Annotated in this window: 19 protein-coding genes and 1 pseudogene; 7 read left to right on the top strand and 13 right to left on the bottom strand. The window is 62.4% G+C overall.

Annotated elements, in window-relative coordinates; genetic code table 11:
* Positions 1-319: 319 nt before the first annotated feature.
* The gene (locus VC35_RS21395; protein ID WP_046042430.1) at positions 320-1,180 is read right to left on the bottom strand and encodes a CAP domain-containing protein; all 861 of its coding nucleotides are present in this window, start codon (positions 1,178-1,180) and stop codon (positions 320-322) included.
* Between the two features lie 183 nt (positions 1,181-1,363).
* Here VC35_RS21395 and VC35_RS21390 point away from each other — a divergent pair, with 183 nt between their 5' ends.
* A complete protein-coding gene (locus tag VC35_RS21390) occupies positions 1,364-1,723 on the top strand; it encodes a hypothetical protein (RefSeq protein ID WP_046042429.1) in 360 nt (119 codons plus the stop codon).
* Here the strand turns inward: VC35_RS21390 and VC35_RS21385 are convergent.
* From VC35_RS21385 to VC35_RS21375, 3 genes are all read right to left on the bottom strand, one after another.
* A complete protein-coding gene (locus VC35_RS21385; protein ID WP_046042428.1) occupies positions 1,720-2,385 on the bottom strand; it encodes a helix-turn-helix transcriptional regulator in 666 nt (221 codons plus the stop codon). The genes VC35_RS21390 and VC35_RS21385 overlap by 4 nt on opposite strands.
* A gap of 19 nt (positions 2,386-2,404) precedes the next feature.
* A complete protein-coding gene (locus tag VC35_RS21380; RefSeq protein ID WP_046042427.1) occupies positions 2,405-3,034 on the bottom strand; it encodes a hypothetical protein in 630 nt (209 codons plus the stop codon).
* A gap of 275 nt (positions 3,035-3,309) precedes the next feature.
* Positions 3,310-4,098 carry an alpha/beta hydrolase gene (locus VC35_RS21375; RefSeq protein WP_046042426.1) on the bottom strand — a complete coding sequence of 263 codons (789 nt, stop codon included), beginning with the start codon at positions 4,096-4,098 and terminating at the stop codon, positions 3,310-3,312.
* A gap of 125 nt (positions 4,099-4,223) precedes the next feature.
* Between VC35_RS21375 and VC35_RS21370 the strand changes: the two genes are divergently transcribed.
* Positions 4,224-5,168, top strand: a complete 945-nt coding sequence (locus tag VC35_RS21370) for an aldo/keto reductase (RefSeq protein ID WP_185754824.1) — start codon at positions 4,224-4,226, stop codon at positions 5,166-5,168.
* A 123-nt stretch (positions 5,169-5,291) separates the two neighbouring features.
* Complete coding sequence (locus VC35_RS21365) at positions 5,292-5,945, top strand: peroxiredoxin (protein ID WP_046042424.1); 654 nt, start codon at positions 5,292-5,294, stop codon at positions 5,943-5,945.
* 220 nt (positions 5,946-6,165) lie between these two features.
* On the opposite strand, the pseudogene VC35_RS29615 reads toward VC35_RS21365, so the two are convergent.
* The 6 genes and pseudogenes from VC35_RS29615 to VC35_RS21340 all read right to left on the bottom strand — a co-directional run.
* Positions 6,166-6,303: pseudogene (locus VC35_RS29615) on the bottom strand (YghX family hydrolase); the annotation flags it as partial.
* Between the two features lie 73 nt (positions 6,304-6,376).
* A complete protein-coding gene (locus VC35_RS21360; RefSeq protein ID WP_046042423.1) occupies positions 6,377-6,778 on the bottom strand; it encodes a heme-binding protein in 402 nt (133 codons plus the stop codon).
* 19 nt (positions 6,779-6,797) lie between these two features.
* Positions 6,798-8,015, bottom strand: a complete 1,218-nt coding sequence (gene glcF / locus VC35_RS21355) for a glycolate oxidase subunit GlcF (protein ID WP_046042422.1) — start codon at positions 8,013-8,015, stop codon at positions 6,798-6,800.
* Positions 8,016-8,018: 3 nt separating this feature from the next.
* The gene (gene glcE, locus VC35_RS21350; RefSeq protein ID WP_046042421.1) at positions 8,019-9,083 is read right to left on the bottom strand and encodes a glycolate oxidase subunit GlcE; all 1,065 of its coding nucleotides are present in this window, start codon (positions 9,081-9,083) and stop codon (positions 8,019-8,021) included.
* The gene (glcD, locus tag VC35_RS21345) at positions 9,083-10,582 is read right to left on the bottom strand and encodes a glycolate oxidase subunit GlcD (protein ID WP_046042420.1); all 1,500 of its coding nucleotides are present in this window, start codon (positions 10,580-10,582) and stop codon (positions 9,083-9,085) included. The genes glcE and glcD overlap by 1 nt, the downstream gene beginning before the upstream one ends.
* 178 nt (positions 10,583-10,760) lie before the next feature.
* Positions 10,761-12,524 (bottom strand): L-lactate permease, encoded by a 1,764-nt coding sequence (locus VC35_RS21340; RefSeq protein WP_046042419.1) that lies wholly within the window; start codon positions 12,522-12,524, stop codon positions 10,761-10,763.
* 180 nt (positions 12,525-12,704) lie between these two features.
* Here VC35_RS21340 and VC35_RS21335 point away from each other — a divergent pair, with 180 nt between their 5' ends.
* A complete protein-coding gene (locus VC35_RS21335) occupies positions 12,705-12,941 on the top strand; it encodes a hypothetical protein (protein WP_046042418.1) in 237 nt (78 codons plus the stop codon).
* Positions 12,942-12,978: 37 nt separating this feature from the next.
* Here VC35_RS21335 and VC35_RS21330 read toward each other — a convergent pair whose 3' ends face one another.
* Complete coding sequence (locus tag VC35_RS21330; RefSeq protein WP_046042417.1) at positions 12,979-13,239, bottom strand: hypothetical protein; 261 nt, start codon at positions 13,237-13,239, stop codon at positions 12,979-12,981.
* A 320-nt stretch (positions 13,240-13,559) separates the two neighbouring features.
* On the opposite strand from VC35_RS21330, the gene VC35_RS21325 reads away from it, so the two are divergent.
* A complete protein-coding gene (locus tag VC35_RS21325; protein WP_046042416.1) occupies positions 13,560-14,624 on the top strand; it encodes a lipoprotein in 1,065 nt (354 codons plus the stop codon).
* Positions 14,625-14,640: 16 nt separating this feature from the next.
* Complete coding sequence (locus VC35_RS21320; RefSeq protein WP_046042415.1) at positions 14,641-14,994, top strand: DUF1428 domain-containing protein; 354 nt, start codon at positions 14,641-14,643, stop codon at positions 14,992-14,994.
* Positions 14,995-15,008: 14 nt separating this feature from the next.
* On the opposite strand, the gene VC35_RS21315 is transcribed toward VC35_RS21320, so the two are convergent.
* Positions 15,009-15,203 carry a hypothetical protein gene (locus VC35_RS21315; protein WP_046042414.1) on the bottom strand — a complete coding sequence of 65 codons (195 nt, stop codon included), beginning with the start codon at positions 15,201-15,203 and terminating at the stop codon, positions 15,009-15,011.
* Between the two features lie 177 nt (positions 15,204-15,380).
* Here VC35_RS21315 and thpR point away from each other — a divergent pair, with 177 nt between their 5' ends.
* Positions 15,381-15,929, top strand: a complete 549-nt coding sequence (gene thpR / locus VC35_RS21310) for an RNA 2',3'-cyclic phosphodiesterase (RefSeq protein ID WP_046042413.1) — start codon at positions 15,381-15,383, stop codon at positions 15,927-15,929.
* Between the two features lie 142 nt (positions 15,930-16,071).
* On the opposite strand, the gene VC35_RS21305 is transcribed toward thpR, so the two are convergent.
* A complete protein-coding gene (locus tag VC35_RS21305) occupies positions 16,072-17,169 on the bottom strand; it encodes a polyamine ABC transporter substrate-binding protein (RefSeq protein WP_046042412.1) in 1,098 nt (365 codons plus the stop codon).
* Position 17,170 lies beyond the last annotated feature (1 nt).

Here is a 17,170-nt window from a genome sequence, read left to right as displayed (position 1 = left end):
AAAGCCCGGTTGGAAATCGCTCCTGTTTTGCTATCCTCAAACCTGTAGGTGAAGACGCAGACTGATGCGCAAAAGGATAGCGAGGAGACGTGGGGCGCGTTCCGAAGGGTACACGGTTAGAAAGATCCCCGCGCTGGGATCCAGCCCTTATGCCGTGTGAAGCAGAAGAGTTCCATTACAGTTTCACGACTCTTTTGTGGGAGGCCTGATAAACCTTGTAAGCCGGAGACCAGCGCCGGCCACCTACTTGTTACATTCACCCACGAAGCCCGCTCAGTGCGGGCTTTTTAATGCCCGCAAGGTGGGTCCGGTCAGCGGCTCAGGGCGCGCCAAACAGCATCGTCCAATAAACGCCGTTGTCGCTGCGCGCGTTGGCGGCGTACGCAGCACCGACCTGGGTGAACATCGGATTCATCAGGTTGGCGCAGTGCCCGGGGCTGGCGAGCCAGCCGGCCATGGCCTTGCTGGGGGAACCTTGCCCGGCGGCGATGTTTTCACCGATTTGCCGGCCACGGTAACCGGCGGCCTTGGCACGGTCATAGGGCATGTCACCGTCGGGGTCCTGGTGGGCGAAATAGTTGCCGTAGGCCATATCCTTGCTGTGGCTTTGTGCTGCGGAGCCCAAGGCTGCACTCCAGGACAGCGGCCGTGCGGCGGCGAAACGCTGGCGACCGCACAAGCGAGGTTTGGCCCGGGCTGCGTTGACCTGCGCCAGCAACGCCTGTGCGGCGCTCCGTGGATCGCCGGTTTGCCCGTCGAGTACCGGCTTGGCGAGCACCACTTGCCATTCACTCCCGGCGCGGCTGACGCCGATGTCGGCGTATTGGTTGTCGAGCAGTGCGGCGCAGTGCTCGTCCTGGAACATATCGAAGGCTTCTTCGGCATCCCGTGCACCCACCACACGGATCGACCTCACCATGGTGGCCTGATAGCCGGAAGCCTTTAACCGGTCCCGCAACCCACCGCCATAGCCAACGGGCAGGGCCAGGTTCGACTTGAGCGTCAGGGGTGATAAGCGTTGTGTGGGTCGCCGGTCGCAGCGTTGCGGATGGGCACGATAGTCGTTGATGGCGTCTACCAGTTGCCGTTGCCCATCGGCGTGGGCGGGGCTTGCAAAAACGGGGAGCAGGGAAAACAGGCACAGCGAAGAAAAGCGCAAGGCAACGACAGTTTGGCGCATGGATGGACAACTCTGATGAGATGACAACGAAGAAAGTGGGGAAAAGCGCTGGGCTATGACTGGTGCCTTGAAACAAGGTTCACGGCGGGCAGCTGTCTATTTTCGGGCGAAGCCATGAGTCCGACGAAGGGTGTCGGCAGGTCTGTATGATGGGACTTTTTCGCCCCAGACAAGGATCAACCCATGGGTTTGAGCAAACGCGATCAGGCGCATATCGAACGGCGCCTGGTCGCCACCCTGACCGAGGCGTGCGAGACGGCCAAAGCGGAAATCGTCGGGTTCCAGTGGTTGACCCATATCGTCGACTACGCCCGGTTTCCGGCCAGCCTCAAGGTGGTTTGGGTCTTCGATACCCAGGCCAACCGGGAGCAGGCGCTGGCCAAGGGGCAGGGCGAACGCATGGTCGAATTCACCGCCATGGCCCTGGGTGAGGCGCAGGTTCAGCTCAGTCCGGTGGCGGCCCATGTGCTGTTCGACTCTGAAGAAGCCTGCCAGCGGGATAACGCCGGAAACTGGCAGCAAAGGCTGACACGCAAGCGTTAGGCTGGCTGATCGGTTTTGGCTGGAGCAGCCTCTGTCGCGACGTCCGGGGTTTCGCTCGGCCGCAACCTGAAGCGACAGACATGCCCGCCGCGTACCATGCACTCGCTGTGCTCGACTTCGCCGCCGCCCAATGCGCCGATCAAGGCCAGGTCCAGTTCGCAGACCACCGGGTGCTCGGCGGCGAGGCGATGGAACACGCAGTTATGCGCGACGATTTCCGGGGTGTCGCCCGAGCGAAAAAACACTTCGGCTTCGTAGCCCGCCTGGTTCATGTGCTGGACGATCCTGGCTTCATCCACGACCTGCTGTTCACGATCAGAAGCCAGCTTGCGGCCCATGCTGCGCATCAGTGAAGTCAGGGCTTCTGGACCGATGATGCCAGCCACTTCATCAATCAAAACGCTGGCCAGTAGCTGATAGTGGCGAGGGAACTGCTCCCGCGCGTGGTCGGTGAGCCGATACAGCTGCTCCGGACGACGCCCCGTCGGCCGGGTGTCGCCGCGCAACACCAGACCGTCACGCTCCAGCGCCGCCAGGTGTTGGCGGATCGCCGTGCGCGTGACGGCCAGGTGTTCAGCCAGCTCGTCAATGCTCATGCCGCCCCCATGGTGCAGCAGTGCATTGAGCAAGTCCTGCTGTGTTCGGCCCAGTCCTTCCAGCATGATGTGCCCTCGCGCGATATCAGAACTTGTCCGGGAATTGCTTGACCAGCGCGCCGGTCAACGCGTCGGCCAGGGCCAGGATGTGCGTGCGCATCATCGCCCAGGTGCGGGCTTCGCCGGCGTAATCGTGCGCGGCAAACTCATCGATCTGGGCTACGTGGTGACCGCCATGGGCCGACAACATGTTGACCAGTGTGGCTTCAGGCAGATTGGGGTTGGCGGTGGCCAGAAACACCGCAATCGCCTTGGCATTGCTGGTCAACTCGGTGACGGCGGCCTGTTTGCCCTTGGCGTCTTTGACGACGGTGGCATCGCTGTAGTGTTTCACCGCGCCCCAGTGACCGGCAAGCAGCTTGAGGAGTTGATCCGCCGCTGGTTGGCCGTAGAGCGGGGCGATGCTGTTGGCGATTTTGGTGGCGTTGTCGACCACCTGGTCCGCCGCGACTTTGGCTTGCTTTTTGTCGGCGGATTGATTGGCCAGCGCGTAGTTTCTGATCCAGAAAATGTGTTCGACCCAAAGGTCACGCTCGGCCAGGCGCGTGGTCAGCGCGGGGCTGTCGGCAGCGGCGGGTGAGGCGGCAGGCGTCTGGCTCCAGACCGGTTGCGCACAGAAAGCCAGCAGGAGCAAAGCCAGGGTTTTGATATTCATGACGGCACCCTCTGAGAGTGGGAATGTTCGACAATATCAATATAGGCATAAAAATATGTTTTTATTGGGCGTTGGCGAATTCTCGGATGAACGGCCATAGCCTGCCGCGGGAAGCGACTTGGCTGTTTGTGGCGAGGGGGCTTGCCCCCGTTCGACCGCGAAGCGGTCGCAAAACAGTGACATGCTGATTACCTGACATACCGTATCGTCTGGATTCGGGACTACTTCGTAGTCCAACGGGGGCAAGCCCCCTCGCCACAAAGATTGTTGTTCCCTTACAACCCATCCCCCAGCGCCTTGAGGTATTCAGGGCTTTCGCCAATCGAGTTATGCCCCGTCCCCGGTATCACCTGCAGCGACGCCACACCTTTGGCGAAGTGTGTATACAAACGTTCTGTGCTCGGGCGCGGAATCACTTCGTCATGCTCGGCCGCGATCAACAATGTCGGCACGGTGATGCGGGCGGCGTAGCGCCATGACGGGTATTTGTCCTTCAATAACCAGCGCACCGGAAACCAGCGGAACTGACGGGCGGCCAGCCCTTCGAGGCTGTTGTAGGGCGTGATCAGCACCAGTCGCGCGGCCGGGCGTTCGCTGGCAAGGCGCACGGCAACCCCGGAACCCAGGCTGCGTCCGACCACTGCCACATGCGGATGGCTGGCATACACCTGGTCGAACAAGGTGATGGCGTCGCGGGCAATGGCCTCTTCGGAAGGCGAGCCGGAACTCCCGCCATAACCCCGGTAATGCAGCAGGTACAGCGCGTAGTCAGGGAACGCTTGGGTGAACTCGGGCAGGTTGCGCGAGACGTCTTCGGCATTGCCACCAAAATAGATCAGCGCGTTGGGGCCCTCGTGCGGTCGGACGGAGACCAGCACCTGTGCGTCGGCGACCGGCAGGGTGAGCAGCGTTGCGGCTGTCCCGACGGCGCGCGGTTGCGGGTAATAGATCAGCGCCCGTTGAAACACGAACAGCGCGACGCACAGCGCCAGGTACAGCGCGGCGACGATGACAACGAGTAACACCAGGGTGCGTGACATTCGACTAACGTTAGTGGGCGGCATGACTGCTCGGGGTTTGAAAGTGGCTAGCGCAAGGCTTCCTGAGTGTAGTCAATCGACCCTTGGCGCGGGTTATCCGGGGTGTCGGCGCAACAGGCCGGACCCGAGCGACTGGTGAGAAGCGTTTTATGAGCCATCCTGAGGGTTACACCCGTAGAGAAGTACTCACGCTGGCTGCCGGTGCTTCGGCGGTCTTCACGTTCGGTCCGGTGGGTGCACAACCCGAGCCGTCGACGGGAACAGGAGGCAAGACCATGCAGACCCGCGCCATTCCCTCCAGCAACGAGTCCTTGCCGATCGTAGGGTTGGGCACTTACCGCGGATTCGATGTCGAGCCTTCGCAACCGGCCTACAAGGACTTGCCCGCGGTGCTGGATGCCTTGTTCGACAAGGGTGGCAAGCTGATCGACAGCTCGCCGATGTACGGTCGCGCCGAACAGACCATCGGCGAGCTGCTGTCGATCCATGAGCCGCGCTCGCCGGCCTTCCTGGCCACCAAGGTGTGGACCCGGGGCCGCGAAGAAGGCATCGCGCAGATGGAACAATCCTTCGCCCTGTTGCAAACCGACCGGATCGACCTGATGCAGATCCACAACCTGCTGGACTGGCAGACGCACCTGCCGACCCTGCGCCACTGGAAGGAAGCAGGGCGTATCCGCTACATCGGCATCACCCATTACACGGCGTCGGCCTATGAAGAAGTGGAAGCGGTACTCAAGGCCGAGCCCCTGGATTTCTTGCAGATCAACTATGCCCTGGATGATCGCGGCGTCGAGAAACGCCTGCTGCCGTTGTGCCGCGAGCGGGGGGTGGCGGTGATCTGCAACCGACCGTTTGGCGGTGGCGGCTTGCTGGCCAAACTCAAGGATAAGCCGCTGCCAGGCTGGGCGGCGCAAGTCGGGGTCAAGAGCTGGCCGCAACTGGCGCTGAAGTTCCTGCTGTCGCATTCGGCGGTGACCTGCGTGATTCCGGGCACCGGCAACCCGCGCTACATGGCGGAAAATGCCCGGGCCGGTTTCGGCCCGATGCTGACCGATGCCCAGCGTCAGCAACTGATTGCGCTGGTGGGCTAACGACTAGCTCCAAGCGTTGCGGCGAGTCGTCGAACCTCTCCTATACTGTCTCGCGTCCATGCCGTTTAAAGCGCAATCGTTGCCCTGACGGCGTCCCTGTCCATCACTGCAAGGAGATCGAACATGGCTATCCGCATTGGCGACGAAGCACCGGATTTCACCGCCGAAACCACCGAAGGCACCCTCAATTTTCACCAATGGATCGGCGATGGTTGGGCCATCCTGTTTTCCCATCCCAAGGATTTCACCCCGGTATGCACCACCGAACTGGGTTACCTGGCCAAACTCAAGCCGGAATTCGACAAGCGCAACACCAAGGTCCTGGGCCTCAGCGTCGACCCGGTCAGCGACCACAACCGTTGGGTCGGCGACATCGCCGAGACCCAGGGCGCGGCGGTCAACTATCCGCTGATCGGCGATGAAAACCTGGTGGTGGCCAAGCTCTACGACATGATCCACCCCAATGCCAGCGGCGGCGCGCGCACGGCGGTGGACAACGCCACGGTGCGTTCGGTGTTCATCGTCGGCCCGGACAAGAAGGTCAAGGCCATGCTGATCTACCCGATGAGCGCCGGGCGCAACTTCGATGAAGTGCTGCGCCTGCTCGATTCCCTGCAATTGAATGCCAAGCACACCGTTGCCACTCCGGTTAACTGGCGGCCGGGTGAAGACGTGATCATCCCGACCTCGGTGTCTGATGAAGACGCGAAGAAGAAATACCCGGATGGCTTCAAGACCCTGAAGCCGTATCTGCGGACGGTGGCTCAGCCGAAGTAGTCACCTGCAGTGATACCGCCATCGCGAGCAGGCTCGCTCCTACAGGTTCCTGAGTCGTTCACAGACAGGTGTTTCGACCCGGACCCTGTGGAAGCGGGCTTGCCCGCGATGGGGCCAGTCTTGCTGGCCTAAGACTTTTATTCAAACCAGATACTTTTAAACCACCCCAACGTCCGCTCCCACGCCGCCGTAGTGCAGCATCACCGGGGCCTTGATTCGGGGCACCCGCGGTCAGACCGCCGAAGGTAAACAGCGCGGCGCGGTCGAGAAACTCCCGGCGGTTGATCTTGCCGTGGGCGTAGTAGTCGTAGAGTTCCAGCAGTTCAGGGGCGAAGTCTTTGGCAGTCAGACGGGTCATTGTTTCAACTCCTCTCGGCTGGTTTAACACGGACCCTGTGGGATCTATGGTGGATGTTTGGTATGCATTCTGTTCATTTCAGGCACTGCGCCCCGGCCTTCGCGACTTGCGCATCCTGCCCGGGCTTGACACCCGACACCCCGACAGCACCAATCACCTGCCCTTCGAAAACAATCGGTACGCCACCCTCAAGCGAAGTCAGCAAGGGGGCTGACAGGAAAGCGTAGCGCCCGGCGTTGACCATGTCCTCATAGCTTTTCGATTCGCGCCGACCTAGGGCCGAGGTGCGCGCCTTTTCGGTGGCGATGTAGGCACTGCCCGGCGCACAGCCGTCGAGGCGTTCGAGGGCCAGCGGGTGGCCGCCGTCATCGACCACCACTATGGTCACGGCCCATTGATTGGCCTGTGCTTCGGCGCGGGCAGCGGCGAGGATCTGCTGGACTTCGGTCTGGCTCAGGACGGCTTTGCTGTTCATGGGCATCTCCAGGATTCGGTTAAGGCAGGGCGGCTTCGACCAGTTCGATCCAGTGCCGCACCGGGGTTCGGCCCGCGCCGTCGAGGTGCGACTGGCAGCCAATGTTGGCCGTGACAATGACCTCGGGATGGCCGCTCTCCAGGGCGTTGAGCTTGTTGTCGCGCAGTTGCCGCGACAGTTCGGGCTGGGTCAGCGAATAGGTGCCCGCCGAACCGCAGCACAGGTGTCCGTCGGGGACGGAGGTCAGGTTGAAACCGAGTCCGGTCAGCAGCGCTTCCACGGCACCGCCGAGTTTCTGCCCGTGCTGCAAGGTGCAGGGGCAATGGAAGGCCAGGCGTTGCGAGGCGTGGATGCCGAGCTTTTCCAGCGGTTCGCCGCGCAACACCTCCACCAGGTCCCGGGCCAGCTCGCTGACCTTTTTCGCCTTGTCGGCATAGGCCGGGTCGCTGGCGAGCAGGTGGCCGTAATCCTTGATGAAGGCGCCGCAACCGCTGGCCGTCTGCACAATCGCCTCGGCGCCTTTTTCGATGCCCGGCCACCAGGCGTCGATGTTGCGTCGGGCGCGGTCGAGGCCGGCGGCCTGGGCGTCCAGGTGGTAGTCCACGGCGCCGCAGCAACCGGCTTCGCGGCTCGCGATGACGCTGATCCCCAACCGGTCCAGCACCCGCGCCGCCGCGGCATTGGTGTTGGGAGACAGGCTGGGCTGCACGCAACCTTCGAGCATCAGCACCTGACGCTCACGCAGGGTCATGGGCCGCGGCTTGGCTGGGTAGACATTGCGTGGCAACTTGCTTTGCAGGGTGCCGGGCAGCAGCGCGCGGAACACCTGACCGCTATTGACCAGGGTCTTGAACAGCTCTGGATGCGGCACGGTCTGCCGCAACCCCTCGCGCAACAGGCGCTGACCAAGGGGGCGCGGCACCGCCGCATCGACCACCGCGCGGCCGATGTCCAACAGGTTGTGGTAGTCGACGCCCGACGGGCAGGTGGTTTCGCAGTTGCGGCACGACAGGCAGCGGTCCAGGTGCTGTTGAGTCTTTTGCGTGACGTCGTTGCCTTCCAGCACTTGCTTGATCAGGTAGATACGGCCCCGTGGTCCGTCCAGTTCATCGCCGAGCAATTGATAGGTCGGGCACGTGGCATTGCAGAAGCCGCAGTGCACGCAGGTGCGCAGGATGCTTTCGGCTTCCGCGGCGCGGGGCAGATGGCTGGCGCGTTCACTCAAGGTCGTCTGCATGGTTCAAAGCTCCGCGTACAGGCGTCCGGGGTTGAAAATGCCCCGTGGATCGAGTTGTTGTTTCAGGTTGCGGTGATAACGCATCAGCGCCGGGGGTAGCGGATGGAAGGGGCTGTCGCTCAGGCCGTGGCTGAAGCAGGTGACATGGCCGCCGACCTCGTCGACGACCTGGCGGATGTACGCTGCATCGGCATCGGATTTCAGCCAGCGCTGGGCGCCCCCCCAGTCGATCAACTGGTGCCCCGGCAGCGACAGAAGCGGTGTGTTGTGTGGCAGTGACAGGCGCCAAAGCGGCTGGTCTTGATCGAAGAAACTCAAGCGCTGTTCGTTGAGATCGTCCCACCAGCAAGCCTCCAGCCGTTCACCCCCGAGGCGCTCATGGGCCGCCGCCACCGAACCTTGACCGCCCTCAAGCCGCAGGTGCAGGCGTGAACCGTCGTGACAGGCCGCGCTGATCGGCAACGGCTGCTGGCCCCATTCCGCCAGGCGCAACAAGGCCCGCTCGGCGTCCATTTCCAGGCTGATGCTTAAGGCTTGCCGGGGTTTTGGCAGCACTTTGAGGGAAACTTCGGTGATCAGCCCGAGGCTGCCGTAACTGCCGGCCATCAGGCGCGACAGGTCGTAGCCGGCGACGTTTTTCATCACCTCGCCACCGAAGCGCAATAGCTTGCCCTGGCCGGTGATGACCCGCGTGCCAAGAATGAAATCCCGCACCGAACCGACCCACGGGCGCCGAGGTCCGGATAGCCCGCAGGCGATCATGCCGCCGACGGTGGCGCCGTCGCCGAAGGAGGGTGGCTCGCAGGGCAGCATCTGTTGCGCGGCGTCCAGCACCTGCGCCAGCTGCGACAACGGTGTGCCGCAACGGGCGGTGATCACCAGTTCAGTCGAGTCGTAGCTGACGATGCCCCGGTGCGAGCGGGTGTCGAGAATTTCCCCGGCGGTGGTGCGGCCGAGAAAGGCTTTGCTGTTGGAACCCTGGATGCGCAACGGCGTGGCGTTTTCCAGCGCCTGATTGACCTGCTCCAGGAGGCACTGGCTGTCATCGAAATCTTCAGGGCTGCGCATCAGAAACGCTCCAGCTCGGGGAAGGGCAATTGACCGCCGTGTATGTGCATGGCACCGAATTCGGCGCAGCGGTGCAGGGTCGGAATGTTCTTGCCGGGGTTGAGCAGGCCGCTCGGGTCGAAGGCGGCCTTGATGGCATGGAACAGGGTCAGCTCATCGCTGTTGAACTGCGCGCACATCTGGTTGATCTTCTCGCGGCCCACGCCGTGTTCACCGGTGATGCTGCCGCCGACTTTCACGCACAACTCCAGAATCTTGCCGCCCAGGGCTTCGGCGCGATCAAGTTCACCCGGTTGATTGGCGTCGAACAGGATCAGCGGATGCATGTTGCCGTCGCCGGCATGGAACACGTTGGCCACCCGCAGGCCGTATTCGTTCGAGAGCTCGGCGATGGCGTGCAGCACGCCGGGCAGTTCGCGACGGGGGATGGTGCCGTCCATGCAGTAGTAATCCGGCGAGAGGCGGCCCACCGCCGGGAAGGCATTTTTGCGCCCGGCCCAGAAACGCACGCGCTCGGCTTCGTCCCTGGCCTGGCGCAATTCGATGGCGCCGGCCTGTTGCAGCACCTGGCGCACCCGCTCGCAGTCATCTGAGACATCGGCTTCAACGCCATCGAGTTCGCACAGCAGAATGGCCTGGGCATCCACCGGATAACCGGCGTGGATGAAGTCCTCGGCGGCGCGGATGACCAGGTTGTCCATCATTTCCAGGCCGCCGGGGATGATGCCGGCGGCAATGATGTCGCCGACCGCGCGCCCGGCTTTTTCCACGGAATCGAACGCCGCCAGCAGCACTTTGGCGGTCTGGGGTTTGGGCAGCAGCTTGACCGTGACCTCGGTGATCACTCCGAGCAGGCCTTCGGACCCGGTGAACAGCGCCAGCAGGTCGAAACCGGGGGAGTCGAGGGCGTTGGAGCCCAGGCTCAGGTGCTCGCCATCGACGGTGAGGATGTCGACCTTGAGCACGTTGTGCACGGTCAGGCCGTACTTCAGGCAGTGCACGCCACCGGCGTTTTCCGCGACGTTGCCGCCGATTGAACAGGCGATTTGCGAGGACGGATCCGGCGCGTAATACAGGCCGAAGGGTGCCGCCGCCTGGGAGATCGCCAGATTGCGTACGCCGGGCTGAACCCGCGCAGTGCGGGCGGCGGGATCGATGTGCAGGATGTTGTTGAAGCGCGCCATCACCAGGAGTACGCCTTTCTCCAGGGGCAGCGCACCGCCGGACAAGCCGGTGCCGGCGCCACGGGCCACGACGGGGACGTGCAGCTCATGGCAGACCTGAAGCACCCCCTGGACTTCGTCGATGTATCGGGGCAGCACCACGAGCATCGGCATGGTGCGATAGGCCGACAATCCGTCGCATTCGTAGGGCTTGAGTTCCTCGCGCTGATGCAGGACTTCCAGGTTCGGCAAGCGGGTTTGCAGGGCCTGCAACAGCGCCTGTTTGTCGACGTCGGGCAGGGCGCCGTCAACGCGTTCATCGTAGAGAATGTTCATCGGTTCATGACTCCCGCTGGAGGCCACTGATGTACATCATTGGCCCGCAACGGCCGACTGTCCATGGGATGTTTGTCAGCCTGAAGCGAGCATTCATTCAATGAGTTTGCGCAGAAAATGCCAACGCCCGGGTGAAGGAACCCGGGCGTTGCAAGCGTTGGGAGCAGGGTGCGCAGACTCAATGCCCGCCCACCACCATATGGCTGAACGGCGCGACGTAGGCCTGCAACGACACCAGGCCGCCGACCAGGATCGCCAGCACAATCGAGTGGAAGAACACGTAGCGCAGGATTTCCCCTTCATGGCCGTACCAGCGGGTGGCCGTGGAGGCGACCACGATCGACTGGGCGTCGACCATCTTGCCCATGACCCCGCCGGAACTGTTGGCGGCGGCCATCAACACCGGGCTGATGCCCAACTGCTCGGACGTCACCCGTTGCAAGCCGCCGAACAGAACGTTGGACGCGGTGTCCGAGCCGGTCAACGCCACGCCGAGCCAGCCGAGCAGGGTGCCGAACATCGGGTAGAAAATGCCCGTCGCGGCGAAGGCCAGGCCCATGGTCGCATCCAGCCCCGAGTAACGCGTGAGGAAGCCCAGCGCGAGCATCGCCGCAATGGTGATCAGCGAGTAACGCACCACCCACAGGGTGCGCAGGTACTGGTGAATCAGTTGCGGGATCGAGTAACCCATCAGCAAGCCGCCGATGATCGCCGACAGCAGAATGCCGCTGCCGGTGGCGGTGAACCAGGTGAACTTGTACACCGCCTCTTCGGTTTTCGGCGCGGCCACCACGGGCGGGACTTTCTCAACCTGCAAATGCAGGGTGGTGAAGGTCACGACCGGCGCAAACAGCGGGTTCGCCTCGCGCATCGGCTTGCCCTGCGGATCGAGTTTGGCTGAGCTGGTTTGCGGGTCAATCGCCGGGCGGGTGTCGAAGGTGTTCTTGAAGCTCTGGGTGCCCCAGATGAACACGAAGACCGTGAGGATGATCCACGGCATCCACGCCCGCATCACTGCCGGTTTTGCCTCATTGGCAAAGGTTGCAGTGGGGACAGGCTTTTCGTCGTGCTCGACGTCGATCTTCGAGTCGTCGACCCGCCCGGACAGGGCGGCGGAAGTGTGCACAGTGGCCGGCTTCCACACCTTGAGGAAACCGGTCAGGCAGGCCATGGAAATCAGTGCGGCGATCACGTCCACCAGCATCGGCCCGTGAAAGTTGGACACCAGGAATTGCGGCACGGCAAAACTGACCCCGGCCACCAGGATCGCCGGCCAGATTTCCAGCATCTTGCGCCAGCCGGCAAAGGCCCAGATCAACCAGAACGGCACCAGCACCGAGAAGAAGGGCAACTGCCGGCCGACCATCATCGACAGCTCCATTTCATCCAGCCCGGTGACCTTGGCCAAGGTGATGATCGGCGTGCCGAGGGCGCCGAACGCCACGGGGGCGGTGTTGGCGATCAGCGCCAGCCCTGAAGCGGCGAGCGGCGAGAAGCCCAGCCCGATCAGAATCGCCCCGGTCACCGCCACCGGCGTACCGAAACCGGCCGCGCCTTCGAAAAACGCACCGAAGCAGAAGGCGATCAGCAGCAATTGCAGGCGCCGGTCATCGGTGATGCGCGCCAGGGAGTCTTGCAACACCTTGAACGAGCCGTTCTCGGTGGTCAGGCGATGCAGGAAGATGATGTTCAACACGATCCAGCCAATCGGCAGCAGACCGTTGGCCGCACCGAACAGCGCCGCCGAACCTGCCATGTTCGCCGGCATGCCGAAGGCGAATATCGCGATCAGCAAGGCCGAGGCCAGGGCGAGCAACGCCGCCAGGTGCGCCTTGACATGGAAAAACGCGAGGGACGCCAGCATCACCACCACCGGCACAGCCGCCATGAGCGTTGAAAGCACCGGGTTACCGAACGGATCGTAGACTTGCTGCCAGACCATGTTCCACCTCTGCATTTTATTGTTGGACGTGCAGATCCCCTGGGGGGAGGTGGTCTTCAGTATAGGTGGCATTGCGCCGCTGTCAGGGCAGGCCCTCCGGTCCAGCGGGTCGGCGCAGTTCCGGGGGCTGAGCTAGCATGGCCAGTAGGGTTTGAATTCAGTCAGGGGAGCAATGCAGTCATGACCGAGCGCCATATGGAGCACAAGGAAACGCTATCGAACGGATGCAACATCAAGGTCAAGGCCGAGATATTGAAGGATGGTTCGTTGGGCATGTTCATCGGTGTCTATCGGCCGGACGGCTCGACCATCGATGAAAACCACGATCCACGGCCGCACATGCTGGACATGGAAGCGGCGATGGATTGGGGGATCGATATTGCCAAGGGGATCGGCAACAGTCAGCGAACGTTGTGAGCGGTGCCGTCCGTGCCCGGGCGACCGGCGGTCGCTGTCAGAACCCGAACGAACGGGCCGAGCCTTTTGCCAGTTCGACATCCAGCAGATGCCCGACCAGCACGTCATTCAAAAACCGGAACTGATCATTGAGCCCGACCACTTCGTTGCTGAAGTGATGATCGGCTGCCGGGATCAGCAACGCCTCGAACTTCTCGTCGAACAGCAGAGTCAACTCTTTACGTGACTCGAATTCCTGCGCGTAGAAATTGTTGCCGAACACCGGAAAACGTACGGCGAGGGTGACAGTGTGAATCATGATGTTAGCTCCTCGCTCAGGACGTACCAGGCAAACACACCCAATGTGAACGCCGTCAGGGCCAGGCAGGTCAGCAGATGGATCAGCATGAAGTTCCCCTCCGATTCGGGGTTTCGTGTTGGCTTGGGATCGATCCTACGCTGACGGCCATCAAGCGGAAGGCAATCGCGGCGATGGTGATTATCAACGCAAGTGATGGTGGTTTTTTCGCTGTTGATGCGGGCCCTTTCGCGGGCTCCGGGAGACTGCCACCTATACTTAAACCGAAAGTTTCGCGTGTCGGGCATTTCGCCTGGTGCCAACAGCTGGAAGCCGCTATCTTGAACCTGCGTTCGCTGATCATTGCCGTGCTGGTGGTGTTGGCGGGGTGTGCCACGCCTGTGCGCGCGCCGGTGGAAGTGGCACCGGTCATCGTTCCTGCCAGCACCTGGCAACAAGTGGACCGGGAGATCGTCGCAGCGTCGCAGGCGGCCACCGAGGAGACCAAAATCTACGCCCGCGGCGCCATGGAATACTGGCGCACACGGGTCTATGAATTGACCGAACAGAATTTCATTCCGTGGTTCAGCAGTTACTGGACCCAGGAATGGCTGTCGATGAAGGTCAGCTGGTACACCGTCAGCGCCAAGGGTGAGCAGGACTCCGTGGAAAAACGCCTGGCGGCGTACCTGCTCGAAGCCTATCAGGAGAAGGTCCTGGCGCCGGTAGCCGTGGAAGTCGATCCCGATGCGATTCTCGGCCTGGCAGCGGCGTTCTATGTCGACATCCTCAAGGAAGAGCTGCAGAAAATCTCCAACCGCCACGGCGTGCCGATGGCCCAACTCAACGGGCGCATCCAGAAAGTCCCGGCCATCGCCCTCGGGCCTCCGCCGACGAGGGACGCTTCGTTGTACCAGGTCGTGCACACCGAACCGCTGAACTCCTTGCCGGCCTTCGCCGCGCTGATAGACAAAGTCCATAAGGCCGGTGGCGACAAGGGGGTGGGCTCGACCGACACCGCGATGGCGCCGGTGGCCAGGCGCGCCAGCCGGCGGATGGAAGCCGAGATGGCCCCGCGCGGGGCCGCCAGCGCCGTGGCCGCAGCGACCGGGAAACTGGCCGGTGGCTTGATCACGCTAGGGGTGGCTGGCATTCGCGCATTCATCCAGGCCTTTGACCGGCCCGATAGCGAGGCGCTGATTCGCCGTAGCCTGGGCAATACCTTCGACAAGGCCTGGACCAAACTGGTGCAGAGCCCGACCAGCGGCGTCATGGCCTGCACGCTTTACATGGCGGCGCAGATCGAAGGCAGCCTGGCGGACCGTACTGCACCGCCGGTCGGTTTGAGCACCGGCACTGTCGATCGGACGCCAGCGCAACCGACTATCCAGCAGCACACCCCATGACCCAAGGAGAGCACTCATGTCTTACGTCGATGGTTTTATCGCTGCCGTACCCACCGCCAACCGTGAGCAATACATCAAGCACGCCAAAATCGCCGCCTCGGTCTTCAAGGAAAACGGTGCCTTGAGCGTGGTCGAATGCTGGGGCGAGGATGTCCCGGAAGGCAAGGTCACCTCGTTTCCAATGTCGGTGAAGCTCAAGGACGGCGAAACCGTGGCCTTTGGCTGGATCATCTGGCCGGACAAGGCCACCCGCAATGCCGGGATGGACAGGATGATGCAGGACCCGCGCATGAAGCCGGACGTCAATCCAATGCCCTTCGACGGCCAGCGCATGGTCTACGGCGGGTTCGAAGTACTCCTCCAGGCCTGACGCCACACGCAGGGTCACTCCGGCGTCGGGGTGATCCTGCAACTCTTGCGCTGGCGGATCTCGTCGTCCGTCGGCCGCTCGCGGATGAACTCGAAGCGCGGCTCGCCTTCGCTGTAATGCACCAGCCAGCCCCATTCCAGCTTGAGTTCATCCTGGCCGGGCTCGGGCGGGCTGGCCCACCATGGTTCCTTGCTGATGATCTGTCGCATGGCCCCCTCCGGTTTTTCGGGATGCTAGGGGGCGTTCTCAATTAGTTTTCACGACGGGAAAACTAATTGAGAACACCCCCTGGAACTATAACGCGCATGTCCCACGGCGCCACAAATGCGCTGGCCGGTACGCAGGTGTTGAGTACACTCAGGCAGTCTTCCCACGAGGTGCCCTGCATGAACGACGAATCCCGCGAGCCGTTCAAGCGGCTGTTCTTTGCGCTGAACTGCTCCCCGGCCCAGCGTCGGGAGATAGCGCAGTGGCGCAGTGCGCTGCAACTGCGTAATGGACGGCCGGTGCCGGCGGAAAATTTTCACCTGACGCTGAAGTTTTTGGGGGCGGTGGGCGTGGCGCAGGTTGCCGAGATCTGCACCGCTGCGGCGTCGATCCGCACACCGGGCGAGCGCTTGACGGTGGTGCTGGACCGGCTGGACGTGTGGCGCAGGGCCGGGGCGCTGGTACTCGCGCCGAAGCAGGCGCCCCCGGCATTGCTGCGCCTGGTGTATGCCCTGGAACAGGCGATGTTGCCGTTCGGCCTGGAGCAAGCCCCAAGGGAATACCGTCCGCACCTGACCCTGGCGCGGGACTATCGGGCGCCGGTGCCGGAGTCCGCAACGGCGCCGGAATTCTTCCTGCGTGCCGACCGGTTCACCTTGTTCGAATCCCACAAGGGACGTTATCGGGCACTGGCGGAATGGCCGCTGCTTGATTCTGACCGCCCATAAAAAAAGCGCCCGAGGGCGCCAAAATTCACCTGAGCCGAGGGAGCCAGGTGAGACCGTTCTACTTGCAGGAGAGGCAGCGGTGGTAAGGCGCTGCGTGAACGGAAAGTGTTGAACCCCCACCGATTAAGTGTGGGGTTCTGGATTATTGGCCTAACTTCACCTTGGTCCAGCCACGGGTCATGACCCGCTGGACGGCGATCGGCTGGTCCGGCACGGCATAGAGCGTGGCCATCACTGCTTCCGGCGGGTAGGAGCCCGGATCGTTGCGGATCGCTTCATCGACCAGTGGCGTGGCCGCAGCGTTGGCGTTGCTGTAGCCGATGCTGTTGGTGATGTCGGCAATCACATCGGGGCGCATCAGGAAGTTCATGAACAGGTACGCGTTCTCGACGTTGGCGGCATCGCGGGGGATGGCGAGCATGTCGTAGAAACTGGCGGCGCCTTCTTTCGGGATGCTGTAGTCGATCTTCACCTTGTCCCCGGCTTCCTGGGCGCGGGCCTTGGCCTGCAGCACGTCGCCGGAGTAACCGACGGCCACGCAGATGTTGCCGTTGGCCAGGTCCGAGATGTATTTCGACGAATGGAAGTACGCCACGTTCGGGCGGATCTTCATGAACAGCGCCTCGGCTTCGGCGATGTGCTGTTTGTTCTGATCGTTCACCGGGTAGCCCAGGTAGTGCAGGGCGGTCGGGATCATTTCAGTCGGCGAGTCGAGGAAACTGATGCCGCAGGCTTTGAGCTTCTCGGCGTTTTCGGGTTTGAACAGCAGGTCCCAGGAGTTGGTCGGGGCGTTGGCGCCGAGCACTTCCTTGACCTTCTGCGGGTTGAAGCCGATGCCGATCGAGCCCCACATGTACGGGATGGCGTGGGCGTTATCGGGATCGCTCGCGGAGGCGTTTTTCAGCAGCACCGGGTTGAGGTTTTTCCAGTTCGACAGCTTCGACTTGTCCAGTTCCTGATAGACACCGGCCTTGATCTGCTTGGCCAGGAAGCTGTTGGACGGCACGACGATGTCGTAGCCGGATTTGCCTGCCAGCAGGCGTGCCTCAAGGGTTTCGTTGCTGTCGAAGACATCGTAGGTCACCTGGATGCCAGTCTCGTCCTCGAACTTCTTGACGGTATCCGGGCCAATGTAATCCGACCAGTTGTAGACGCGCAGAACCTTGTCATTGGCCTGGGCGCCAGTGGCGATTGCGCCCAATAAGGACAGTGTCAGCAGAGTCCTGCCAAACATTTTCATC

Origin of the sequence: Pseudomonas fluorescens (assembly GCF_000967965.1) — a bacterium.
GTDB lineage: Bacteria > Pseudomonadota > Gammaproteobacteria > Pseudomonadales > Pseudomonadaceae > Aquipseudomonas > Aquipseudomonas grandcourensis.
This window is presented reverse-complemented; position numbering and strand designations above follow the sequence as displayed.